The organism is Mycobacterium sp. FW102-FHT13B02 (assembly GCF_058790275.1).
The window spans coordinates 16,790-39,453 of the sequence record NZ_JBYTCM010000029.1; the positions used below are offsets into that span (position 1 = coordinate 16,790).

Here is a 22,664-nt window from a genome sequence, read left to right on the forward strand (position 1 = left end):
TGCCGAATCACTTGGTGTGTCCCAGATCCGTTGTGACGCACGAAACACAGCGGGCATGTACCGAGATCAGAGAAAGGGTCCAGGGGCGAAATGGACGGCGCTATTGCGCGTACTGAGCGATCCGGGGACGACTCTGAGCTCGCCGACGGGTTGACCCGCCGCGAACACGACATTCTTGGTTTCGAACGTCAGTGGTGGAAGTTCGCGGGTTCCAAAGAGGACGCCATCAAGGAACTGTTCTCGATGTCGGCCACCAGGTACTACCAGGTGCTCAATGCGCTGGTCGACCGACCTGAGGCGCTCGCGGCAGACCCCATGCTGGTCAAGCGGCTGCGTAGGCAGCGGGCCAGCCGGCAGAAGGCCAAGGCCGCGCGTCGTCTCGGTTTCGAAATCACCTAGCTTTTCTGCCCTGAGGGTTCGCCTCGATAAGGTGGGGAGCAATGAATCAGCGAGAGTCTTCCGGACTACCCCTGCGCGCCATGGTCATGGTGCTGCTGTTCCTCGGTGTCGTGTTCCTGCTCGTGGCGTTCCAGTCGCTGAGTTCGGACAGCAGCTCCGAGTCGAGCTCGTCGAGCAGCTCCACCAGCGCCACGTCCGCCACGGCCAGCACGACGTCGACGGCGCCGGCGCCCGCCAAGGCCGACGTCAAGGTCTTCAATATCTCCGAGGTTGCCGGCGCGGCGAAGACCGTTGCTGACAAGCTGCACGACCAGCAGTGGAACGTGACCGAGACCGACAACCTCACCGTGGACGCGCCGCCGCCGGCTACGACCGTGTATTTCGGTGATGCGGCAGGGGAGAAGGAAGCCGCCGAAGCGGTCGGCAAAATCCTCGATGCGCCGGTCGAACCGCGCATCCCCGCGCTGAATGACAAGGGACCGGGCGTGATCGTTCTGGTGACCGGGTAGCCGGACGACGATCAAGCGGCGAGGTACGAGCCGCGTTGAGGAGTTCGGCAAGAGGGCGGTAGCCTCTCGAACATGCCGATCTCAGCCCCGATTCGCTTCCTCGCCGCCGCTGCGGTCATCGCCCCCGTCGTGGCCGCATGTGCTCCTCCCGGACAGGTTGCCACCTCCCAGCCCGGCACCACGCCGGCCATCTGGACCGGTGTCGAGCACGCGCCGCAGGGGCACGGTGAAAAGGCCGCCCCGCAGGCCGCTCCGATCGGCGAGAAGCTGGTCGCCGAGCTGAAGACCCCTGAGGGCGCGACGGTCGCGACCGCCGAGTTCCTGTTCAACGGCGGCTTTGCCACCCTGACGGTGAAGACGACCGAGGGCGGCGTGCTGGCTCCCGGCTTCCACGGCCTGCACATCCACTCGACCGGCAAGTGCGAGGGCGACTTCCAGTCCGCCGGTGGCCACTTCCAGGTGCCCGGCCACACCGCGCACCCGATGAGCGGTGACCTGGCTTCGCTGCAGGTACGGGGCGACGGCCAAGGGCAGCTGGTGACCACCACCGACGCCTTCACTGCCGAGCAGCTGCTCGCGGGCAACAAGACCGCGCTGATCATCCACGAGAAGGCCGACAACTTCGGCAACATCCCGGCCGACCGGTACCAGCAGATCCAGGGCGCCGCCCCGGGTGCGGACGAGGCCTCGTTGAACACCGGTGACTCCGGTAAGCGCGTGGCCTGCGGTGTCATCTCTGCCGGGTAGGGCGGACAGCCACACCCCACCGCGGATCGACTTCGCGGGGTCGCCACGACCGACCCTCGGCGTCGAATGGGAATTCGCCCTCGTCGATGCCCGCACGCGCGACCTCAGCAATGAGGCCGCCGCGGTCATCGCCGAGATCGGCGAAACACCGCACGTACACAAGGAGTTGCTGCGAAACACCGTTGAGGTGGTCAGCGGCGTGTGCGACAACGTCGGTGAGGCCATGGACGACCTGCGGGCCACACTCAGTCCGGTACGCCGGATCGTGCGGGAGCGCGGCATGGAACTGTTCTGCGCCGGGACACACCCGTTTGCGGAATGGGAGAGTCAGCAGCTCACCGAGGGCCAGCGCTACGCCGAGCTGATCAAGCGCACGCAGTGGTGGGGACGGCAGATGCTGATCTGGGGCGTGCACGTGCACGTCGGGATCTCGTCGGCGCACAAGGTGATGCCGATCATCACGTCGCTGCTCAACCACTACCCGCATCTGCTGGCGCTGTCGGCGTCGTCGCCCTACTGGGACGGCGAGGACACCGGTTACGCCAGCAACCGGGCCATGATGTTCCAGCAGCTGCCGACGGCGGGCCTGCCGTTCCACTTCCAGAAGTGGTCGCACTTCGAGCGCTTCGTCTACGACCAGCGCAAGACCGGCATCATCGACCACATGAACGAAATCCGTTGGGATATCCGGCCGTCGCCGCATCTTGGCACGATCGAGGTCCGGATTTTCGACGGCGTGTCCAACATCGCAGAGCTCGGTGCGCTGGTCGCGCTGACGCACTGCCTGATCGTCGATCTGGACCGCAGGCTGGACGCCGGCGAGCAGCTGCCGACCATGCCGCCCTGGCATGTGCAGGAAAACAAGTGGCGCGCAGCGCGTTACGGGCTGGACGCCGAGATCATCCTGGATGCCGACAGCAACGAGCGACTGGTCACCGATGATCTGGAAGAACTGCTGAATCGGTTGGAACCCGTTGCGGCATCGCTGAATTGCGCTGACGAGCTGGCGCGCGTCGAGGACATCTACACGCTGGGCGGGTCGTATCAGCGTCAGCGCCGGGTTGCCGAGGAGACCGACGGAGACCTGCTGGAAGTCGTCGATGCGTTGGTGGCGGAGCTGGAGTTGTAGCCGTGACCATCACCCCGATGTTCCCGCTGGAATCCACGCTGCTGCCCGGTGACCAATTACCGCTGCGCATCTTCGAGCCGCGGTACGGCGAACTGGTGCGGGACTGTATGGCCGCCGGGGACCAGGTGTTCGGCGTGGTGCTGATCTCGGCCGGCCGCGAGGTCGGCGGGGGTGAGGCCCGGTGCTCGGTCGGGGCGCTGGCGCGCATCGACCGGTGCCAGCCACAGGGGGCCGGGCAGTACATGCTGAACTGCAGCGTGACGGACCGCATCCGAATCGTGCAGTGGCACAACGATGATCCGTATCCGCGGGCCGAGATCGAGGCGTGGCCCGACGAGCCCGGGCCGGTGGTACCCGAATCGTCGATCGTGGCGGTCGAGGACCGGATCATCGCGCTGTTCCAGCGCATCGCGTCGGTACAGGGCGCGCGCCTGCGCGATCGCGACTCGATCCTGGCCAGGACCGTCAAACCTGCTGTGGGACAACGGCTGTACGCGCTGGCTTCACTGCTGCCGATCGGCCAGGCCGACAAGTATTCGGTGCTGGCCGCCCCGAATGCCGCGGCCCGGCTGGAGGCGCTGGACGAAGCGGTCGAGAGCATCACGGCCATGGTGGAGTTCCAGCTGTCGGAGGACTAGCGGTTCGGCCATTCCGCGCAGCGAGGGGAGCGCGGCACCGCTTATCCTGGACACAGTTTCTTGTGTTAGGGGGAGGGCTGATGACGGGTTGGCAGGGGAGCGGTTATAACGGTCCCAATCCAGGCGGGGGCGCCGGTAGGTCGTCCGACGAAGAAGAGACGGCGATTCACCAGACCAGGCCTCCGGCTGCGCCGGGCTGGCCGCAGCAGTCGCCGCAGACGCCGCCGCCTTTGAGTCAGCCGCCGGCGGGCCAGACCCAGACACCTGCATGGGGCCAACCGGCCACCCCGCAGACCGGGGGCTGGGGCCAGCCGCCGAGCGCTCCGGGCACGGCCCCGATGGGTTGGCCGGGGGCACCGGGCGGCTACGGCGCGCAGCCGTTCGTCACGCCGCCGAAAAAGAGCAAGGTGCCGCTGATCATCGCGGCCGTCGTGGTGGTGCTCGTCGTCCTGGGCGGCGGCATCTACTACGTGTACGACTCGTTCGGCTCGGGCGACAGCAGCGGCTCGAGTTCGGCCAGCGAGGTCGTCAAGGGTTACCTGGAAGCGCTGTCGAATGGCGACGCCGACACGGCACTGTCGTTCAGCGGTGACCAGCCGGCCTCGAAGGAGTTCCTCTCCAGCGACGTGCTGAAGAAGCAGATCGCCGAATGGCCGATCAGCGACATCCGCATCCTGAACGAAGACAAGACCATGGCGTCGATCGGGCGCGCCGACGTGCATGTGGCGGCCAAGTTCGGCGACAAGAACTCCGATGCCACGATCAATGTGAAGAAGGACGGCGACAAGTGGCAGCTGGCCCACGCCGCCATCAAGCTCGATCTGTCGTCGCTCAGCAGCTCCGACAACGCCGCGCGTAAGACAATGACGGTGTTCGGCAAGGAGATCAGCGAGGAGTCAGCGATCTACGTCTTCCCGGGCTTCCTGGAACTCGGCAGCACCAGTCCTTACGTGTCGGTCACCAACAGCAAGCCGTTGCTGCTCGACGCCATCGAAGGATATTCGGCCAGCTCTTACCTGCAGCCGAAGTTCGCGCTCAATGACGACGGCACCAAGACCATCGCCAAGCTGCTCAGCGCGGCGTACGGCAGCTGCTCGGCGTCGCGCTCTCTGGTGCCGCCGTCACCCTGCCCGGTGAAGATCAGCGACGGAGAACTGGTCGACGGCACCGTCACGTGGGGTCAGCCCGACATGAGCGCCGTCAAGATCGGCGATCTGGACGAATACCGCATGGAAGTACGCATTTCCGGCGAGGTGCACTACGACGTGAGCGGACAGGGGCGCAGCGGTGGGACCAAGCGGGGTACGTTGACCTCCTACGTCACCGGGACCACCGCCGACGTCAGCGGCCAACAGGTGAAGATCAAGTTCAGCTGAGCTCGGCGTCGACGAACACGCTGCCGATGTCCGGCGGTTCGCCCGAGAACTCGGGCCGGTAACGCGCAGTGATTTGGGCGGGCGTCTCAATCCTGGCGTGCCAACCGTGGCGGGTCAGGCACTCGGCGACATCCTCTCGTGGTTCTATGTAGAACAGCTCGGAGACATCGGTCATCGGCTGACCGGCCTTGGCGGCTTCCTCGCGGATCGCATCCATCCGGGCTTTGCGGATGCGCTGGTTCTCGTCGCTGAAATAGTCCGCGCCGAAACCTTCCACCGCGACCCGACTGCCCGGCGCGCTGAGCTCGTGCAGTCGCTCGAACAACAGGTCCTGTGCTTCCGCCGGTAGATACGGCAGCAGACCTTCGGCCAGCCACGCGGTCGGCTGGGTGGCGTCAAAGCCCGCCTGTCGCAAGACTTCCGGCCAGTTCCGGCGGAGGTCGATCGGGACGGCGACGTGCCGGGCGACCGGCTGGGCGCCGTGGGCGGCCAGCGTCTCCTCCTTGAACGCCAACACCTTCGGCTGATCGATCTCGAAAACCACGGTGCCGGCGGGCCAGGCCAGGCGCCAGGCGCGCGCATCCAGCCCCGCGGCCAGGATCACCACCTGACGAATGCCCGCGGCGCCGGCCGATGCGAAGAACTCGTCGAACCACTTGGTGCGGGCTGCGGCATACGCCCACACCATGCGAATCCGCTCGGCCTGCGCCGAACCGGCATCACCGCCGGAAAACGGTGACGACCAGCCGGACGCGGTGGCGGCGTCGATGAACAGCTGCGCGTAGGGGTCGTCGAATAGGGGGTGCTCCGAAGCGGATTCGGCGGCCCGGGCCATGGCCACGCCAAGGGCGGTGGCGCCCACACTCTCCGTGATGTCCCAGGAGTCGTCGTCAGTTCGCGCCATGGTCGTCCAATTCGTCGCGGATCAAGAGGTCGTCGCGGAAACTCTGCTCACGATAGGCCAGCTGGCCCACCCGATTCGCCACAACCGGAGCCGTGATCAGAGTGAACATTCCGGCCAGGATCAGCATGCCGACGTCGGCGTGGCCGCGCAGCCGCAGCCCGGCGCCGGTAAGCACCAACAGCAGCCCCAGCACCTGCGGCTTGCTGGCGGCTTGCAGCCGCGACAACGTGTCGGGGAAACGCACCACACCGATGGCTGCAGTCAGTGCGAGCGCCGAACCACCGAGCACCAAAGCGCCTGAGACAGCGTCGAAGAAATTCATCGTGGCGGCTCTGTTCCGGTTTCGGTATCGGTGTCGCGGACGCGGAACCGGGCCACACTGACGGAGCCGACGAAGGTGATCAGCGCCAGCGCCGTCAAGCTGTAGGTCGCCGTGGTGTCGAGGCTGTAGGCCGCCCAGGTACCGATGCCGCACATGGTGACGGCGACGAAGGTGTCCAGTGCGACCAGGCGGTCCAGGGTGCCGGGACCGGCCAGCAGCCGGAACACCGTGATGGCCGCGGCCGCGACGAGCATCACGGCAGCGATGGTCCAGAGGGTGTTCATGCGGGGTCCGCTTCCAAAGGCTGCCAATGGGATTCACGTTCGAACGAGGCGATCATCAAGCGCTCCACTTCGGCGATCTGCCGGTGGAACTGCTGTACCGCGCGCTCGGATCCGACGTCCAGGACGTGGACGTAGATCATCCGGCGCGCCTGGTCGATCTCGAGCACGATCGAACCGGGGATGAGGTTGATGACGTTGACCGCCACGGCCAGCACCAGATCCGACTTGAGGGCGAGCCGGGCCCGCAACACCGCGGTCAGCGGTGGGGGTCCCGGTCTGATCGCCAGCCAGGCCAGCTGCACCGAGGACAGCACCAGGTAATAGGTGACCTTGAGCGTCAGATGCGCGAGCGAGAGCGGGTGCAGCCGGCCCGCGACGGGCACCTGCGGCAGCGGCAACAGCACAGTGATCAGCAGAGCCACGGCGAGACCGCCGACGATGTTGGGGGCGGAGATGTTGCCCCACAACAGGACCCACACGGCCGTCAGCCAGACCAGGATGCCGATACGCGGTAACCACTGCCTCATGGCGTCAACACCGCCGAGATGTACTGGCCGCGGTCTGTCACCTGGTCGGCGGCCCGCTCCGCGAACCCGAAGATGGGTCCGGCGAACACCGTGAGGGCGAGGCCAACCCCGATGAGAACCGCGGTCGGGGCCAGCATGCTGACGGGCATCCGGCCGACGTCCGGCCGGTCGTCGACGGCCACGTCTGCGACCGGTGCCAAGAGGCCGGCTGGGGCCGCCGCGGAGAGCATGCCCTCGGGGGCGTCGGCGCGGGCCCGCCAGAACGCGAGCGTCCACACCCGCGCCATCACATACAGCGTCAGCAGGCTGGTGATCACCGAGCCGGCGACCAGCGCCCAAGCCAGGACCGATGCGCTCGTCGCGCCCGCCTGTAGCAACGCCACCTTGCCGATGAAGCCCGAGAACGGCGGAATGCCACCGAGATTCAGTGCCGGGATGATGAATACGAACGCCAGCAGCGGGCTGGCCGCGGCGAGCCCGCCGAGGCGTTGCAGCGTCGATGCGCCGGCCTGCCGCTCGATCAGCCCGACCACCAGGAACAGCGTGGTCTGCACGACGATGTGGTGGGCGACGTAGTAGATGGCGCCGGCCATGCCGATGCGGTTGGACACCGCGATGCCGAACACCAGGTAACCGATATGGCTGACCAGTGTGAACGACAACAGCCGCTTGATGTCACTCTGGGCCATGGCGCCGAAGATGCCGATCAACATGGTCAACAACGCCGCGACCATGAGTACGCCGTCCAGCGAGCCGCCGGGAAACAGCAGGGTGTGGGCCCGGATGATCGCGTACACGCCGACTTTGGTGAGCAGGCCGGCGAACACCGCGGTGACCGGTGCGGGGGCCGTGGGGTAGGAGTCGGGCAGCCATGCCGAGAGCGGGAACACCGCCGCCTTGATGCCGAATGCCACCAGCAGCACCGCGAACAGCGCCGCACGTGTGCCGGGCGTGATGCCGTCGAGCCGGTTCGCCAGCTCGGCCAGGTTCAGGGTGCCGGTGGCCGCGTAGATCAGCGCGATGCCGATCAGGAAGATCACCGACGACACCATGGAGACCATGACGTAGCCGATGCCGGCCCGCACCCTTTCCTCGCTGGCGCCGACAGTCAGCAGCACGAAGCTGGCGGCCAATAGCACTTCGAAGCCGACGAACAGGTTGAACAGATCGCCGGCGAGGAACGCGATACAGACGCCCGCCGACAGCACCAGATAGGTCGGCAGGAAGATCGACACCGGCTGCTCGTCACCGCCGTCGCGGATACCCTGCCCGATGGCGTACCAGACCACCGCCAGCAGCACGATCGCGGACACCACCAGCATGAGGGCCGAAAGCCGGTCCACGACAAGGACGATTCCGAGGGGTCCCATACCGGGCTCGGTCTGGCCCCAGCCGCCGACGTGGACCGCGACGGTGCCGCTGTGGTCCACGACGTAGACCAGCGCCGCGCAGACCGCCGTCGTCGCGGCGAGCGCCACGAGTGCCACGAGCTGCTGCAGCCGCGGCCGACGCCCCGCGAACAACGTCGCGGCGGCGCCGAGAATCGGGATGAGGACGGGCAGCGGTGCCAGCACCGCGCCGGTCGTCACGTCTGGTCCGTTTCGGTTGGCAGCGCGTCGAGTTCGGCGGGTGCGTCGGCATCGGCGACGACGGACGGTGCGGCGCGGTCCTCCTCGACCGCGGGGGCGTCGGTGGTCGACAATTGCGCCACGCGGCTGTCCTCGGGATCGTTGGCCACCTCTTCGACCGTGGTCAGGCGGTAGGCCCGATAGTTCAGCGCCAGCACGAACGCGGCGACGCCCATGGTGATGACGATGGAGGTCAGGACCATGCCCTGGGCCAGCGGATCGGCGGTCCCGGTCTGGCCGTGACTGGTGCGGCCACGTACCGGCGGATTGCCGGAGTCGCCGCCCATGACCAGGATCAGCAGGTTCACCGCGTTGCCGATCAGCAACAGGCCCAGCAGCATTCGGGTCAGGTTGCGCTCCAGCAGCAGGTACACGCCGGTGCCCGTGAGGCCGCCGATGAGCACGAGGGGTACGAGATAGGTCGTCATCGGGTGGCCGCCTCACGGGGTGCGTACAACTCTTCGTCGACCTTGGCGCCCAGGCTGCGCAGGATGTCCAGCACCAGGCCCACGACGATGAGGTACACGCCGAGGTCGAAGAACAGCGCCGTCACCACCTTCACCGAACCCAGCAGGGGCAGCGTGAATTTCACGACTGCGCTGGACAGCACCGGAGCGCCCAGCAGCAGCGAGGCCATAGCCGTCCCGGCGGACAGGGTGAGCCCGGCGCCCAGAATCTTCCCGGCGTCCAGCGGCAGCGTCTCGCCCAGTTCGTAGCGGCCGCCGGCCAGATACCGCAGCACCAACGCCAGGCCGGCGGTCAGGCCGCCGGCGAAACCGCCGCCCGGAGTGTTGTGCCCGGCGAAGAAGAAGTACACCGACAGCACCATGATGAGCGGGAAGATCATGCGCGTCGCGACCTCGAGCACCAGCGAGCGGTGCCGTGGATCGCGCAGGTCGCTGCCCCGTAGCCAGGTGATGTCGGGCGTCGGCCGGTGGTCCTTGGGCACCCGGGGCGCCGAGCCGAAACGCCTGTGCCGGAACACCATTGACGCCACGCCGGTCGCGGCGACCAATAGCACCGAGATTTCGCCGAGGGTGTCCCAGGCCCGGATGTCCACCAGCAACACGTTGACGGTATTGGCGCCGTGCCCGCGGTAGTAGGCCGCGTCGGGCAGTAGTTCGGCCAGCGGCCGGGTGCGCCGGGCCGCCATCGCATAGACGGCCAGAGCGGTGACCGACGAGCCGACGGCGATGGCCAGCAGGGCGCGAGGGAGCCGGTGCCGCTTCATGTAGGTCGCGTCGGATTCGGCGGGCAGGGTGCGCAGCACCAGCAGGAAGACCACCAAAGTCAGCGTCTCGACCAGGAATTGGGTGAGGGCCAGGTCCGGCGCCCCGTAGAAAACGTAGAGCGTGCCGCAGCCGTAGCCGGTGACACCGACGACCAGCACCGCGGCCAGCCGGTTGCGCATCACCGTCGCGCTGATGGCCGCCGCCAGCACGACCAGGCCCACGACCACCTGGAGCGGCGAATTCCACCACCGCAGTTCGGGCTGGTCGCGCTCGCCCAGCAGCAGCACCGCGATGGGCAGCACGGCGAGGGTGGACAAGATCATGGACTGCGTCGTCGGAATCGATCCGCGCTGGGTGAATGCCGTCAGCCGCACGGCGAACCGGTCCGCGCCGCGGATCGCCGCGTCGTACATTCGGTCGGCGTTGCCGAGCGGCAGATAGGGCAGCCGGAAACGTTCGAGCCGGTGCCGCAGGCCGAATGCCGCCGCGCCGGAAGCGAGGACCACGGCCGACAACACCAGTGGCAGGTTGACGCCGTGCCACAGGGCCAGGTGGTAGCCGGTGCTGCCCGGCATGGTCACGGTGTAGTCCGCGATGGCATGGTCCAGCGCGTTCGGCAGCAGCCCGAACCCGAGACCCGCGGCGGCCAGGACGCCCGGCGGGAGCAGGAAACCGAGGCTGGGACGGTGCATCTCGGCGACGCGAACGGTCGGCTCTTCCTTGCCCTTTCGCGCGAATGCTCCGTACAGGAACCGCAGGCTGTAGATCGTCGTGAAAACCGAACCGAAAGCCACGGTCGCCAGCACAAAGGGGGCGGATGCGCCCAACGTCGGGCTGTGCCACAAGGTTTCGAAGTCCGCTTCCTTCGCGACGAAGCCGAAGAACGGTGGCAGACCGGCCATGCTGGCCGCAGCAGCGACGGCGATGCTCAACAGCACGGGGCTGCGGTGGCCGAGCCAGGCCAGTTTCCGGATGTCGCGGGTGCCGGTCGCGTGGTCGATGATCCCGACCACCATGAACAGCGCGGCCTTGAACATGGCATGCGCGCACAGCATGGCCAGGCCGGCCAGCATCAGGTCGCCGCCGCCGGCGCCGACCAGCACGGTGATCAGCCCGAGCTGGCTCACCGTGCCGAAGGCCAGGATCAGCTTGAGGTCGTACTCGCGGACGGCGCGCCAACCGGCCAGCACCAGCGTCGCCAGCCCCAGCGCCACGACCGTCGGCCGCCACGGCTGGTGATCGGCGAAGCCGGGTGTCATGCGGGCGATCAGATACACCCCGGCTTTCACCATGGCCGCGGCGTGGAGGTAGGCGCTGACCGGTGTCGGCGCCGCCATGGCGCCCGGCAACCAGAAGTGCATGGGCACGATGGCCGATTTGGACAGTGCGCCGATCAGCACCAGTACCACCGCCACCGATGAGGTGGTGCCGGTCGGCGCATCGGCGACGAGGTCGGACAGCCGATAGGTGCCGGCGAGCGTGCCCAGCATGATGATGCCGGTCAGCATGGCCAGCCCGCCGAAAGTGGTGACCAGCAGCGCCTGGGTCGCGGCGCGCCGGCTGGCGGCGCGCTCGGCGTAGTGGCCGACCAGCAGGAACGACAGGACGGTCGTCAGCTCCCAGAACAGGTACAGCAGGAGCGTGTTGTCACTGCAGACCAGTCCGAACATGGCGCCGGAGAACGCGACCAGTTCGGCGGCGAAGCTGGGCAGCCGGTTCTCGGTATGGCCATCGGCGTGGTCGAAATAATTCGCGCAGTACAGCAGCACCAGGGTGCCGACGCCCAGGACCAGCACCGACATGATCGCCGCCAGTGAATCCAGTCGCAGCGTGATGTCCATGGACAGCTGGGGCACCCAGTCGATGTGCAGGGTCTGCGCGCCCGTGCCGGGCCAGTTCAGGGCCAACCAGATCAATGAGCCGGCGGGTGCCAGCGCAAGTGGATAGAACGCCCGCCGTCCCCAGTGTCGTACCAACAACGGAGCGAGCACGGTGGCGATCGCGTGCACGTACAGAACGGTGAGCATGGGCCTCCGGCAGGTGTCGGGGACGGTCCGTTGGGGCGAGCGTAGCGACGGGGGAGGGTTCGGCCAGCTTACGGGGCCGCTGTGACTGCCGTGGTCTGGCGGTTCTCGCAGGCCACAGGCCCGCTACCGGGCGCCCACCGCACCGACTCCTACACTTTCCACTTATGGTGACGAACGCGACGGGGCGCCGATGAACCTGCCGGGAATCGGATCGGTGTCGTTGTCGGGCTTCGCCCACCCCTGGTTGTTGTTGACCGCGCTGCTGCCCATCGCCCTGGTGGCGGTGTATCTGGCTGCGCAGCGCAACCGCGCCAGCCGGCTGCGCAGCTATGCCGGCGACCAACCTCGGACCGATGTCGTACCGCTGCAGCCGTCGCGCTGGCGGCACATACCCATGGTGTTCTCGGTGGCCGCGCTGCTGTCCCTGACCGTCGCGCTGGCCGCGCCCACCCACGAGATCAAGACCCCGCGCAACCGCGCGGTGATCATGCTCGTGATGGATGTCTCCCGTTCCATGCAGGCGGACGACGTCTCGCCGAGCCGGCTGGCGGCGGCGAAGGACGCGGCCAAGGAGTTCTCGAAGAAGCTGACCCCCGGCGTGAACCTGGGCCTGGTCACGTTCTCCGGTAACACCAACCTCCTGGTGTCGCCGACACCCGACCACCAGGCGACCATCACCGCCTTGGACCACCTGACCGTCGACGACGGCACCGCGACCGGCGACGGCATCTTCGCGGCCCTGCGGGCCATTTCGACACTGGCCGACGTGCTGGGTGGCAGTGGTAACACCGACAAGCCCCCGAAACGCATCGTGTTGCTGTCCGACGGCGCGGAGAACCGGCCGGGCAACCCGGACAGCCCGCACGGCGCGTACACCGCGGCGCGGACCGCGAAGGAGTCGGACACCCCGATCTCCACGATCGCGTTCGGGACCAAGGGCGGCAAGATCAAGATCGACGATCAGAGCGTCAACGTTCCGGTCAACGACACCACGATGAAGCGGGTCGCCGAACTGTCCGGCGGGCAGATGTACACGGCGGCGAAGATCGAGGACCTGAACAAGAGCTACGACGCCATCCAGCAGCAGATCGGTTACGAGATCATTCGCGGACCCGGTGGCACCGCGTGGCTGCGGCTGGGTGTGTTCGCGCTGACCTGTGCGGTGATCTCGGCGCTGTTCATCAACCGGCGACTGCCGACATAGGGTTGAATACGACTCGTGGACAACGAAATTCGAGTCGTCAGTGCCAGCCGTGACATCGCCGCCCCAGCAGCGCGGATCTTCGAACTGATCGCCGACCCCGCCCAGCAGCCGCGCTGGGACGGCAACAACAACCTGGCCGAGGCGGCTGCCGGGCAACGCGTCCACGCGGTGGGCGACGTGTTCGTCATGGGGCTTCGGCAGGGCGTCAACCGGGAGAACCACGTCGTCGAGTTCGACGAGGGCCGGCTTATCGCGTGGAAGCCGTCCGAGCCAGGACTGCCGCAGCCGGGGCACCTGTGGCGCTGGGAGCTCGAGCCCATCGACAACGAGCGCACCCGTGTCACCCACACCTACGACTGGACGGCGTTGGCCGACGAGAAGCGGCTGAACCGGGCCAGGCAGACCTCCGCCGACTGGCTGCAGGCATCACTGGCCCGGCTCGCCGCGCTCGCCGAAGCGCAGTGACCACAGCTTGGGGGTGAGGCCCCGTCGTTTGCTGGCACAGTGCGATGTCCCGCTATCGGGCTAGATATCCCAGAAATGGAAATCGCATGTCGGTATGCTGTGAGAAGCGAATCGAGATTACGATCGCGATGCCCGTTTCTTCGTGGCTACGGCCGTCGGGGCGAACGGAATGGACTAAGGAGAACCGGTATGACCACCGTTCGGCACTCGACCCGTAAGAAGATGGTGGCCGGCCTCGCCGTGACCGCCGGCCTCGCCATGGGCCTGCTCTCGTCGTGTGGCGAGAAGGCCAAGGAAGAGCCGACCACCACGACCTCGACCACCACCACGACGTCGGCACCCGCCTCGTCGTCGCCGGTCACCCCGAGCGAGAAGGGCGGCCCGACCAAGGGTGGCAACTCGTTCTCCCCGACGGTGAAGGCTCCGGGTCCGCAGACGGCGTTGCCGGGCAACGTCATCACCGCCCCGCACTAGAAGCGGGAGCCCCATTCCAGTAGGTCGCCGATGCGCCGTACGGCGCATCGGCGCGGTACTGGTAGCAGTCGGGCTGACGACGCTGGTGTCCGCCGGCCCAGCTGCTGAGCGGGGTGGCCATCTGGCCCTGTCCGGTCCACTGGCGCATCTGCTCTCGGCTTCCGTTGATCTGGGCCCGTCGGCGGCGGCGCACGTCGAACTGACTGCGGCGCTGTCCCATGCCGTCCGGCCCGATGGGTTGATTCAATGGGCAAGAGCCGCCGGGCTTTCCGTGCAGTGGCGCCCGGGCGAGAACTGGGCGACCGTCGAAGGCGCGGCCCGTGCGATGGCGGCAGCGCTACGCCTCGACGTCCGTGACTACCGCGGGCGCCGGGGGCAGACTTTCTACGCCGCTACGAGTCAACCCGAATTACCGCCGTCGCTGGTGGCCGAGTTGAGTGGTTTCGGCAGGCTCCTCGGCTATACGCCGTTCCGGGAGTCACGTCCGTGGATCATGCCGCGCGACGTCCCCGCCGGCGGATTGTCGGCTCAAGATCTACGCCGGTCCTACAACGTGTTTCCGCTGACCGATCAGGGCTACACCGGCAAGGGACGCACCATCGTCGTCTTCGGCTTCGACGGCTTCGAGCAATCCGATCTCGACAAATTCGCCGAACTGAACCAGTTGCCGCGCTTCACGCCCATCGTGGTGGGAGACATGCCATCGGAGCGCACGGGCGAAACCACGATGGATCTCCAGATGGCCCACGCCATTGCGCCCGATGCCCGAACCGTCTATGTGAACGCCCGGCCGACCGTGTCGGGCGACGGCGCCTACCGCAAGATCGGCGAGATGATGGCAGACGTCGACCGGCGGTTCCCCGGCGCCGAGTGGAGCCTGTCGATCGGATGGGGCTGCGACAAGATGCTGACCGCTGCCGATCTGGCGCCGGTGCGTTCGGCGCTGGCCCGGGCGCACCGCAGCGGCACCACCGCCTTCGACGCCAGTGGTGACCTGGCCGGCCTGGAATGCAAAGGGGGGCAGGACTGGTCGGCACCGCCGAGCATCGACGACATCGGACTGGATTCGGTGGCTTCGGTGCCGGAGATGACGGCCGTCGGGGGCACCACGCTGTCCACCGATGAACGCGGCCAGTGGCTCGGTGAGCAGGCCTGGTTCGACGTGCCCCTCACCCACGGCAGCGGCGGCGGAGTGTCCGCGTTGTTCGACCGTCCGGGATGGCAACGGGGCGTGCCGTCGGACCGCGGCCGCAACAAGCGACTTATCCCGGATGTCTCCGCGGTCGCGGACTTCTTCACCGGGGCACGCATGGTCTTCCACGGCGAAACGGTTCTGGCCGGCGGCACCTCGATGTCCGCGCCGATCTGGGCGGGGATGGCCGCCGTGATCGACCAATACCTGCTGGGCAACGGTGGGCGACTGCTCGGCGATCTGAATCCGCTGCTGTACCGGGTGCAGCGGGCCGGCCGGCTGCCGGCGTTCCACGATGTCACCGTAGGCGGCAACGCGGTGGCGATGGCCGGCCCCGGCTTCGATTCGGTGACCGGTCTGGGCACACCCGATGTCGACAAGCTGGCGCGCAGTCTGCTGGTAGCCCAGGGGACAACCGGATGAGCGGCATCGGGGTGGTGAGTGCGCTGTTCCCGCGGCTTCCGGAGAGCGGCCGCCGGCCGTTCCAGGTCGGGCTCGCCCTTCTGGTGGCCTGGTTGGCCGGGGCTGCGGCGCTGCGGCTCCCAGGTCTGTTCATCTCGACTGTGGCCGTGGGGTTTCCGCTGCTGTTCGCGCTCTACGTCCGGCAGCTGGGCTACCGCCGGCCGGAGCTCATCCGGTTGTACGTCAGCGCGGCACTGGGTGCCGGATTCGGCGTCGCGTTCGCCTTCGGGTCCGGCATGGCGGTGTCGCACGCCTATGGGGTGCCACTTGAAAGTGGTGTCGCCGCAGTGCATCTGCGGACCGTTGAGGCCGGCCTCTCGGCGGTGGAGGCGCTGTTGGTGATAGCGCCTGCGCTGCTCGTCCGAATGTTCGGCCCGGGCGATCGCAAGGCGTTGTACGGCTATGCGATCGGCGCGGCAGGCGCCCTCGGCCTGACAGCCGCGACGGTCACCGTCCGGATGTTCGCACAGCTGGAATCCGGATTGGTCGACCGTGACCAGCCGTTGGCCGATCTGCTGATCGAGGCCGGGATTCGCGGACTCACCATGCCCATCACCGCAGCCGCCTCGGCCGGAATGCTCGGCGCCGCACTGTGGTTCCGGCCTCGTGGCCGCCGGGTCTGGTGGCTTGTGGTGCTGATCGCCGTCGTTCCCGTGCTGGCGCACATGTGGCTCGGTGACGAGGACTCGGCGGGCATCTCGCAGTGGGCGAAGGTGGCCTGGCACCTCGGGTTCGCCGTGCTGGCAGTGCTGCTGCTGCGGTTCGTTCTGCAGTTGACGTTGCGGCACGAAGATTCCGGGGATGACGCAACACGGGCGGTGCGCGTGCTGTCCGTGCCGCGCCTGGTCGCGACCTGGGCCGCGGTTGTCACCGTGCTGGCCCTCGGCTTGGTCGGCCTGTCCGCTGCGAGCACCACGCCGGTGGCCCGGTACGAGTGCCCGCCCAACTGCGGTCACCCGCTGATGGGCAAGCCGGTGGCGATCAATCCCACCTTCACCGCTGCCGATGGTGCGTTCACCGTCTCGTATCCTGCTGAAGGAACGGCTTATTCGGTGACCACCGATGACACCGGGGTGACGGCGCAATACACCGGGGGCGGCGGTGGCGTCATGCGGCTGTGGGGTGGGCCGGCACGGGGGCGCGACGCCAAGGACGTCACGATGACGCTGCTCATGGACGCCTACCCCGACTCGCGGGTGGCCTACGAGGTGCCCAACACCTTGGTGGGTTATCACCCGGGCTACGGCGTGGCGGCCGACGACTGGCCGGACGGCCAGAACGTCGTCGCCTCCCGGACCCGCATTCTGGTGATGGTGGCCGTGAAGGACGATCTGGCCCTCATCGCCGCGGCGGCCGGGCCGTTCCACGAATTCGGCGCCCACTCCGGTCCGCCGACCGGGGCCAGCCTGGAACTCGCCGCGGATATGGGCAAGTACGTCAACAGCTTTCGGTGGCGGGGCGACCCGCCGCGCTGACCGCTGCTACGCAAGCAATTTCTGCCAGACGGCACGGACGTGATTCGCCATGTCGATGGACGGATCGGACATCCACTGGAACTGGATGCCGTCGGTCGCCGAAATCAGCGCCGATGCGGCGAAGTCCGGATCGACGTGCGCAGCGATGCCGCCTGTGGCTTGCCGCTGTGCCACGTAGTCGGCGATGAGGCTACGCATGCGCGCGTAGCGCTCCTTCAGATACGCTGCAGCGGGATGCGATGGGTCGACTGCCGCGGCCGCGACCAGCGAAAGGTAGAGGGTCGCCAACCCGGGTGTGGCGACCTTGGCCGCCATGGCCTGTGCGAGCAGCTCGCCCGGGTCGACATCGACATCCGAATTCCGGTACCACTCTTCGAATTTGGCGTCGCCGTCGCGCTGAATCCCGGTCAGGAGGGCGTCGCGGGTCGGGAAGTAGTGCATCAGGCCGGCCAGGCTGATGCCGGCTTCCTTGGCGACCACGCGCATCGAGGCGCCGGCTTCGCCGTCGCGTTCGAGCACGGCCAGTCCGGCAGCGAGGATCTCTGCGCGCTTGGCCTCGCCCTTGGCGTACCGCCCCTCAGTTGCCATGCTCCGACCCTATCGCCCGTCGGCGAACTCCCGAAGAGACTGAACCTGAGCGGGATCCAGCGACGGCCGCACCGTCTGCCGGGCCTTGGCGACGTCGGCCGCGGTCACGTCGGCGGCGTCGATGAACCGGCGCATCGCGGTCAATGCCGCCTCTCGCAGCAGTGCGACGCAATCGGCGGCGCTGTAGCCGTCGAGCTCACCGGCCAGCTCGCCGAGGTCGACGTCGGGTGCCAGTGGGATGGATTTTCCTGCGGTACGCAGGATTTCGTGACGCGCGTCGGCGTCGGGCGGCTCGACGAACACCAGCTTCTCGAGCCGGCCGGGCCGCAGCAGCGCGGGGTCGATGAGGTCCGGCCGGTTGGTGGCGCCCACCACCACGACGTCCCGCAACGGATTGATGCCGTCGAGCTCGGTGAGCAGCGCGGCCACCACGCGGTCGGTGACGCCGGAATCGAAGCTCTGGCCGCGCCGGGGCGCCAATGCGTCCATCTCGTCGAGGAACATCAGCGACGGCGCGGAATCGCGTGCGCGCTGGAACAATTCGCGCACGGCACGCTCGGATGAACCCACCCACTTGTCCATCAGCTCCGCGCCCTTGACGGCGTGCACCGACAACCGGCCGGAGCTGGCCAGGGCCCGCACCAGGAACGTCTTGCCGCAGCCGGGCGGTCCGTACAGCAGCACGCCGCGCGGCGGCTCCACACCGAGCCGCTCGAAGGTGTCCGGGTGCTGCAGCGGCCACAGGACCGCTTCGGTCAGCGCTTGTTTGGTGGCCACCATGTCGCCGACGTCGTCGAGGGTCACCGACCCGACCGCGACCTCCTCGGTCGCCGACCGGGACAGCGGCCGGATCACCGACAGCGCGCCGGCCAGATCGTCCTGCCTCAATGCCGGCTCCACACCGTCGGCGCTGGCTCGGGCCGCAGCCCGCAGCGCGGCCTCGCGTACCAGTGCGGAGAGGTCGGCGACCACGAATCCCGGTGTGCGCTCGGCGATCTCGTCGAGGTTCAGCTCCTTCGCCGGGACCGATCGCAGCAACACTTCCAGTAGCGCCTTGCGGGTCGCCGCATCCGGCAGGGTCAGCCCCAACTCGCGGTCGCAGAGATCAGGCGCACGCAACCGGGCATCCACGCCGTCGGGCACGGCGGACGTCGCGATGAACGCCACACCCCGGCTGGCGACGGCCTTGCGCAGCTCGGCCAGGATCATCGTGGCCACCGGCTCGGCGACCGCGGGCAGCAGGGCGTCGATGTCGGTGACGAGCAGCACGCCGCCGCTTTGGTCGGGTAAGCGCACAGACCGGACAGCATCCGTGACGGCGGCCAGCCGGTCCTCGGCCCGCAGTGCCCCGACCTCCGGCCCGGCGAGTTCGACCAGACGGCGGGAGGCGCACACCGCCCGCACCATGGCGGCCTTGCCGACGCCTGCGGGTCCCGACACCAGGACACCCAGATTGGCGGTGGCGCCTAGGGTTTCGAGTAGTTCGGGTTGGTCGAGAGCCAGCTTCAGCCACTCGGTCAGTCGCGTCACCTGGGCGTCCATGCCCTTGAGATCGTCGATCGAAAGAGCTTGGGCGGCAGCGGCTTCCGGTGGAGAGATCACCGGCTGCGCGGCCGCGGTGACGACGCTCGCGTCGCCCCACGTGACCACCGAATTCGGCTGCACACTCACCGGCCCGGCCGGATCCACGGCCGTCACGGTGAGCAGCTCCGAAGTCCAGGTGATACCGACCTGGGTGGCCAGCGCCGAGGTGGCCGCCGACGTCGAGGTACCCGGGCCGAGGTCGCGCGGCAGCAGCGAGACGGTGTCGCCGACCGTCATCACCTTGCCCAGCAATGCCATTCGCAGCGTCGCGGTCGGTATCGATCCACTGGCCAGCCGGGAGCCGCTGACGGTCACCGAACGGGCGCCGTACACCGTCGCAGGTGACACCAGCACTGGCGAGTCGGCCCGGACCCCGGCATTGGAAAGCGTCACGTCGTCGAGCAGAACGGTGCCCGGGGGAGTGCCGGCGGCGGCGATGCCGACCACCGCACAGGTGGTCCGGGTACCGGTCAGTGACACCGCGTCCCACTCGCGAATGCCCAGGGCGGCAATCGCTTCGGGGTGCAGCATGACCACGCCGCGACGGGCGTCGAGGGCCGAGGTGTTCAGGCGGGCGGTGAGCTGAAGCTGCGCACCGGACGGATCGGATGCAGCCTGCACGGCCGGTGGCTGACTGCTCCTCGCGTCCGCAGGCGTCATCGCCGCGGTCCGGGCCTACGCAACCGCAGCCGGGCCGTGGAGCGGCGCTGGCCGCGGTCGGTACGCCGCGGTTGGGCCCGGCGGATGGCCCGGCGCGCCTGCCGCTGTTCCTTGGGCTTGTCATCCCACACCTCAGGGTGCTCACGCAGCCACGCCTTGGTCCGGATGGCGAACGGGATGTGCAGTACGTACGCCACGATGATCGCCAGGATCACGATGTAGCCGTACATCACCGAGGCGGCCACCAGGATCGCGAGCAGCGCCAGCAGCGGCAACGCCATGTTCGGCGGGATGGCGAAGGTGTGCACCTTGCGCATCGGGACGGTGCTGACCACCAGCAGTGAGACGCCGATCAGCCAGACGCAGATGAACACCTGACCCGAGTGCGAATCCCACCACGGGCCGGGAAACTGCATCTTGGCCGCCAGCGGGCCGATGGCGCCGATCGCGCCGGCCGGGGCCGGCATGCCGGTGAAGAACTCCTTCTCGAACGCGGGACCCTCCACGTCGAGCATGGCGTTGAAGCGCGCCAGCCGCAGCACGATGCACACCGCGTACAGCAGCACCACGATCCAGGCCAGCGGCGAGGTGTTGTGCTGCAGCAGCGTGGCGTACACGATGAACGCCGGCGCCACACCGAAGTTCACCGCGTCGGCCAGCGAGTCGATCTCGGCGCCCATCTTGGACGTGGCGTTCAGCATGCGGGCCGTGCGGCCGTCGAGCGCGTCGAGGATCGCCGCACCCGCCAGCAGCGCCATGGACTCGGTGGGGCGGTGGTCGAGAGCGAACTTGACCGCCGTCAGGCCCAGGCAGATGGCGGCGACGGTCAGGGCACTGGGGACCAGCTTCCGCAGGCTCACCTGCGGAGTCTTGATCCGGGGTTTCATTCCGGCGACCCGGTGGTCGGCGTGGGCAGCTCTGCCAGCACGGTCTCGCCGCCGATGGCACGCTGCCCGATCTCGACGCCGATCACCGAGCCCTTGGGCAGGTAGGTGTCCAGCCGCGAGCCGAACCGGATCAGGCCGTAGGTCTCGCCCAGTGCCAGGTGCGCACCCGGGTGGGTGTTGCACACGATGCGGCGGGCCAGGAGACCGGCCAGCTGCACCGCGACGACGTCGTGGCCGTCGGCGGTGCGCAGCCAGATGCTGTTGCGCTCGTTGTCCTCGCTGGCCTCGGCCTTGTCGGCGGACAGGAACCGGCCCGGCCTGTGCTTGACCGTGATCACCTCGCCGGCCACCGGTGCCCGCTGTACGTGCGCATCGAACAGGGACAGGAAGATGCTGATCCGCGGCAGCGGCTCGTCCGACAGGTTCAGCTCGGCGGGCGGGACGGCCTCGTCGATCAACGTCACCTGCCCGTCGGCCGGAGCGACGACGACGCCGGGTCGGCTCGGAGGCGTCCGCGGCGGATGCCGGAAGAACCCGGCACACGCGACGGCCGCGGTCAAGCCGGCCGCCCGGACCCAGCGTTTGCGGCGGCCTATCAGGGCGACACCGAGAGCGCCGCCGATGAACGGCAGCCCGGCCGGGTGAATCGGGGGAACGGTGGAACGGACCAGGTCGACGAAACGGGACAGTTCGGACTCTGGAGTGTCAGCTGGGGGGCGCGCAGGTCTGGCCATCGGGACTCGATTCTACGGTTTGCGGGGCTCTAACTGAGATCCCAGACGGGCACGGGTGATCCGGCTGGCAATTCGACCACGTCTTCGCCGATGTCCAGCAGGCAGTTTGCCGTTGCCAGCCACCGGAGGTGGTGCGAGGCCGGCGGGCCGTAGCTGCTGACCTGCTCGTTCGTGCCGAGCACGCCGCGGCGAAACTGGCGTTTCCCGGCGGGAGAGGTCAGCGTCTCGGTGAGGGTTGCCGACCGGCGCGGCCGCTGTGACGGCAAGCCCATCGCCGCGCGCAGCGGCGGCCGGATGAACACCTCGAACGACACCAGCGCCGAGACCGGGTTGCCCGGCAAGGTAACGATGGGCGTGCCGGCGACGGTCCCGGCGCCTTGGGGCATTCCCGGCTGCATGGCGACCTTCACGAACTCGACATCACCGGAAAGGGCGTCTTTGACCACCTCATAGGCACCGGCACTGACGCCGCCGGTGGTGACGATCAGGTCGACGTCCTTGGCGTGACCGGACAACGTCTGCCGAAACAACGCGACGTCATCGGACGTCGCCGGTGCGGTGGTGACGTCGGCTCCGGCCTCGCGCAGCGCCGCGGCCAGCATCACGGCGTTGGACTCGTAGATCTGGCCCGGCTGCAGCGGCGTGCCCGGTGTGACCAGTTCCGTTCCGGTGGACAGGACCAGAACCCGCTGCCGCGGAATCACTTTCAGCTCGGCGAAGCCGAGTGCGGCGGCCAGGCCCAGCGCCGCGGGGGATAGCACCTCGCCGGCGGACAGCACCGTCATCCCGGCGGTCACGTCCTCGCCGGCACGCCGGATGTGGCGGCCCTCGACAGCGGCGGCGAAGATCGAGACAGTGTCCGTCGCCGCATCGGTTGATTCCACGGGCACCACGGCTGTGGCACCGGCCGACAGCATGGCGCCGGTCATGATCCGGTGCGCGGTGCCGGGCGCCAAGGTGAGCAGATCCGTGCGGCCGGCCGGAATATCTTCGGCAACAGGCAGTTTCACCGGGTTCTCGGCCGACGCGCCGGCAACGTCGGCAGCGAGGACGGCATAGCCGTCCATGGCCGAGTTGTCGAAACCGGGCAGCGACAGAGGGGCCACCAAATCTTCGGCAAGGGCCAGTCCCAGCGCGTCGGCCAGCGGTACGGTGACGGCCGGCCGGGCGCTGATCAACCCGGCGACGACCCGCTGATGTTCTTCGACAGTCCGCAT

At 68.2% G+C, this 22,664-nt stretch carries 23 protein-coding genes; 11 read left to right on the plus strand and 12 right to left on the minus strand.

The features are described from left to right. Positions 1 to 90: 90 nt before the first annotated feature. From napA to AC3WTE_RS29695, 6 genes are all read left to right on the plus strand, one after another. Positions 91 to 399: a nucleoid-associated protein NapA gene (gene napA, locus AC3WTE_RS29670; RefSeq protein ID WP_138232568.1), complete on the plus strand. Its 309-nt coding sequence runs from the start codon at positions 91 to 93 to the stop codon at positions 397 to 399. A gap of 41 nt (positions 400 to 440) precedes the next feature. Next, positions 441 to 908 (plus strand): LytR C-terminal domain-containing protein, encoded by a 468-nt coding sequence (locus AC3WTE_RS29675; protein WP_492443034.1) that lies wholly within the window; start codon positions 441 to 443, stop codon positions 906 to 908. 72 nt (positions 909 to 980) lie between these two features. Continuing rightward, the gene (gene sodC / locus AC3WTE_RS29680; RefSeq protein ID WP_492443035.1) at positions 981 to 1,655 is read left to right on the plus strand and encodes a superoxide dismutase[Cu-Zn]; all 675 of its coding nucleotides are present in this window, start codon (positions 981 to 983) and stop codon (positions 1,653 to 1,655) included. Beyond that, positions 1,636 to 2,784, plus strand: a complete 1,149-nt coding sequence (locus AC3WTE_RS29685; RefSeq protein ID WP_492443036.1) for a glutamate--cysteine ligase — start codon at positions 1,636 to 1,638, stop codon at positions 2,782 to 2,784. The genes sodC and AC3WTE_RS29685 overlap by 20 nt, the downstream gene beginning before the upstream one ends. A 17-nt stretch (positions 2,785 to 2,801) precedes the next feature. Continuing rightward, a complete protein-coding gene (locus tag AC3WTE_RS29690; protein ID WP_492443076.1) occupies positions 2,802 to 3,422 on the plus strand; it encodes an LON peptidase substrate-binding domain-containing protein in 621 nt (206 codons plus the stop codon). 80 nt (positions 3,423 to 3,502) lie between these two features. Continuing rightward, positions 3,503 to 4,798 carry a hypothetical protein gene (locus AC3WTE_RS29695; RefSeq protein WP_492443037.1) on the plus strand — a complete coding sequence of 432 codons (1,296 nt, stop codon included), beginning with the start codon at positions 3,503 to 3,505 and terminating at the stop codon, positions 4,796 to 4,798. On the opposite strand, the gene AC3WTE_RS29700 is transcribed toward AC3WTE_RS29695, so the two are convergent. The 7 genes from AC3WTE_RS29700 to AC3WTE_RS29730 are packed head-to-tail and all read right to left on the minus strand — an operon-like array spanning position 4,791 to position 11,722. Beyond that, positions 4,791 to 5,702: a class I SAM-dependent methyltransferase gene (locus tag AC3WTE_RS29700; RefSeq protein ID WP_492443038.1), complete on the minus strand. Its 912-nt coding sequence runs from the start codon at positions 5,700 to 5,702 to the stop codon at positions 4,791 to 4,793. The two genes, AC3WTE_RS29695 and AC3WTE_RS29700, sit on opposite strands and share 8 nt — an antisense overlap. Further along, complete coding sequence (gene mnhG, locus AC3WTE_RS29705; protein WP_459366913.1) at positions 5,689 to 6,024, minus strand: monovalent cation/H(+) antiporter subunit G; 336 nt, start codon at positions 6,022 to 6,024, stop codon at positions 5,689 to 5,691. The genes AC3WTE_RS29700 and mnhG overlap by 14 nt, the downstream gene beginning before the upstream one ends. Continuing rightward, positions 6,021 to 6,308, minus strand: coding sequence for a monovalent cation/H+ antiporter complex subunit F (locus tag AC3WTE_RS29710; protein WP_492443039.1), 288 nt, complete (start codon positions 6,306 to 6,308; stop codon positions 6,021 to 6,023). Before AC3WTE_RS29710 ends, mnhG begins: the two co-directional genes overlap by 4 nt. Continuing rightward, positions 6,305 to 6,835 carry a Na+/H+ antiporter subunit E gene (locus AC3WTE_RS29715; RefSeq protein WP_492443040.1) on the minus strand — a complete coding sequence of 177 codons (531 nt, stop codon included), beginning with the start codon at positions 6,833 to 6,835 and terminating at the stop codon, positions 6,305 to 6,307. Before AC3WTE_RS29715 ends, AC3WTE_RS29710 begins: the two co-directional genes overlap by 4 nt. Continuing rightward, on the minus strand, positions 6,832 to 8,424 hold the full coding sequence (locus tag AC3WTE_RS29720) for a Na+/H+ antiporter subunit D (RefSeq protein WP_492443041.1): 1,593 nt from the start codon (positions 8,422 to 8,424) through the stop codon (positions 6,832 to 6,834). The genes AC3WTE_RS29715 and AC3WTE_RS29720 overlap by 4 nt, the downstream gene beginning before the upstream one ends. Continuing rightward, positions 8,421 to 8,891 (minus strand): Na(+)/H(+) antiporter subunit C, encoded by a 471-nt coding sequence (locus AC3WTE_RS29725; protein ID WP_492443042.1) that lies wholly within the window; start codon positions 8,889 to 8,891, stop codon positions 8,421 to 8,423. Before AC3WTE_RS29725 ends, AC3WTE_RS29720 begins: the two co-directional genes overlap by 4 nt. Then, positions 8,888 to 11,722, minus strand: coding sequence for a Na+/H+ antiporter subunit A (locus AC3WTE_RS29730; protein ID WP_492443043.1), 2,835 nt, complete (start codon positions 11,720 to 11,722; stop codon positions 8,888 to 8,890). Before AC3WTE_RS29730 ends, AC3WTE_RS29725 begins: the two co-directional genes overlap by 4 nt. 190 nt (positions 11,723 to 11,912) lie before the next feature. On the opposite strand from AC3WTE_RS29730, the gene AC3WTE_RS29735 reads away from it, so the two are divergent. The 5 genes from AC3WTE_RS29735 (at position 11,913) to AC3WTE_RS29755 (ending at position 16,994) form a co-directional block, all read left to right on the plus strand. After that, on the plus strand, positions 11,913 to 12,926 hold the full coding sequence (locus AC3WTE_RS29735; RefSeq protein WP_459366907.1) for a VWA domain-containing protein: 1,014 nt from the start codon (positions 11,913 to 11,915) through the stop codon (positions 12,924 to 12,926). Between the two features lie 15 nt (positions 12,927 to 12,941). Beyond that, entirely contained in the window at positions 12,942 to 13,391 is a 450-nt protein-coding gene (locus AC3WTE_RS29740; RefSeq protein WP_492443044.1) for an SRPBCC family protein, read from the plus strand. Positions 13,392 to 13,580: 189 nt separating this feature from the next. Further along, positions 13,581 to 13,865 carry a hypothetical protein gene (locus AC3WTE_RS29745; protein ID WP_267318719.1) on the plus strand — a complete coding sequence of 95 codons (285 nt, stop codon included), beginning with the start codon at positions 13,581 to 13,583 and terminating at the stop codon, positions 13,863 to 13,865. 85 nt (positions 13,866 to 13,950) lie between these two features. Further along, positions 13,951 to 15,480: a S53 family peptidase gene (locus AC3WTE_RS29750; RefSeq protein ID WP_492443045.1), complete on the plus strand. Its 1,530-nt coding sequence runs from the start codon at positions 13,951 to 13,953 to the stop codon at positions 15,478 to 15,480. Beyond that, entirely contained in the window at positions 15,477 to 16,994 is a 1,518-nt protein-coding gene (locus tag AC3WTE_RS29755; RefSeq protein WP_492443046.1) for a zinc ribbon domain-containing protein, read from the plus strand. The genes AC3WTE_RS29750 and AC3WTE_RS29755 overlap by 4 nt, the downstream gene beginning before the upstream one ends. A gap of 6 nt (positions 16,995 to 17,000) precedes the next feature. On the opposite strand, the gene AC3WTE_RS29760 is transcribed toward AC3WTE_RS29755, so the two are convergent. Genes AC3WTE_RS29760 through moeA form a run of 5 tightly spaced genes read right to left on the minus strand, consistent with a single transcriptional unit; the run spans position 17,001 to position 22,664 of the window. Further along, positions 17,001 to 17,582, minus strand: coding sequence for a TetR/AcrR family transcriptional regulator (locus AC3WTE_RS29760; RefSeq protein ID WP_492443047.1), 582 nt, complete (start codon positions 17,580 to 17,582; stop codon positions 17,001 to 17,003). Positions 17,583 to 17,591: 9 nt separating this feature from the next. Continuing rightward, positions 17,592 to 19,787 carry an AAA family ATPase gene (locus AC3WTE_RS29765; RefSeq protein ID WP_492443048.1) on the minus strand — a complete coding sequence of 732 codons (2,196 nt, stop codon included), beginning with the start codon at positions 19,785 to 19,787 and terminating at the stop codon, positions 17,592 to 17,594. Between the two features lie 35 nt (positions 19,788 to 19,822). Beyond that, positions 19,823 to 20,713, minus strand: a complete 891-nt coding sequence (locus AC3WTE_RS29770; protein WP_492443049.1) for a CDP-alcohol phosphatidyltransferase family protein — start codon at positions 20,711 to 20,713, stop codon at positions 19,823 to 19,825. Then, the gene (locus AC3WTE_RS29775) at positions 20,710 to 21,447 is read right to left on the minus strand and encodes a phosphatidylserine decarboxylase (protein ID WP_492443050.1); all 738 of its coding nucleotides are present in this window, start codon (positions 21,445 to 21,447) and stop codon (positions 20,710 to 20,712) included. Before AC3WTE_RS29775 ends, AC3WTE_RS29770 begins: the two co-directional genes overlap by 4 nt. A gap of 29 nt (positions 21,448 to 21,476) precedes the next feature. Further along, entirely contained in the window at positions 21,477 to 22,664 is a 1,188-nt protein-coding gene (gene moeA / locus AC3WTE_RS29780; protein WP_492443051.1) for a molybdopterin molybdotransferase MoeA, read from the minus strand.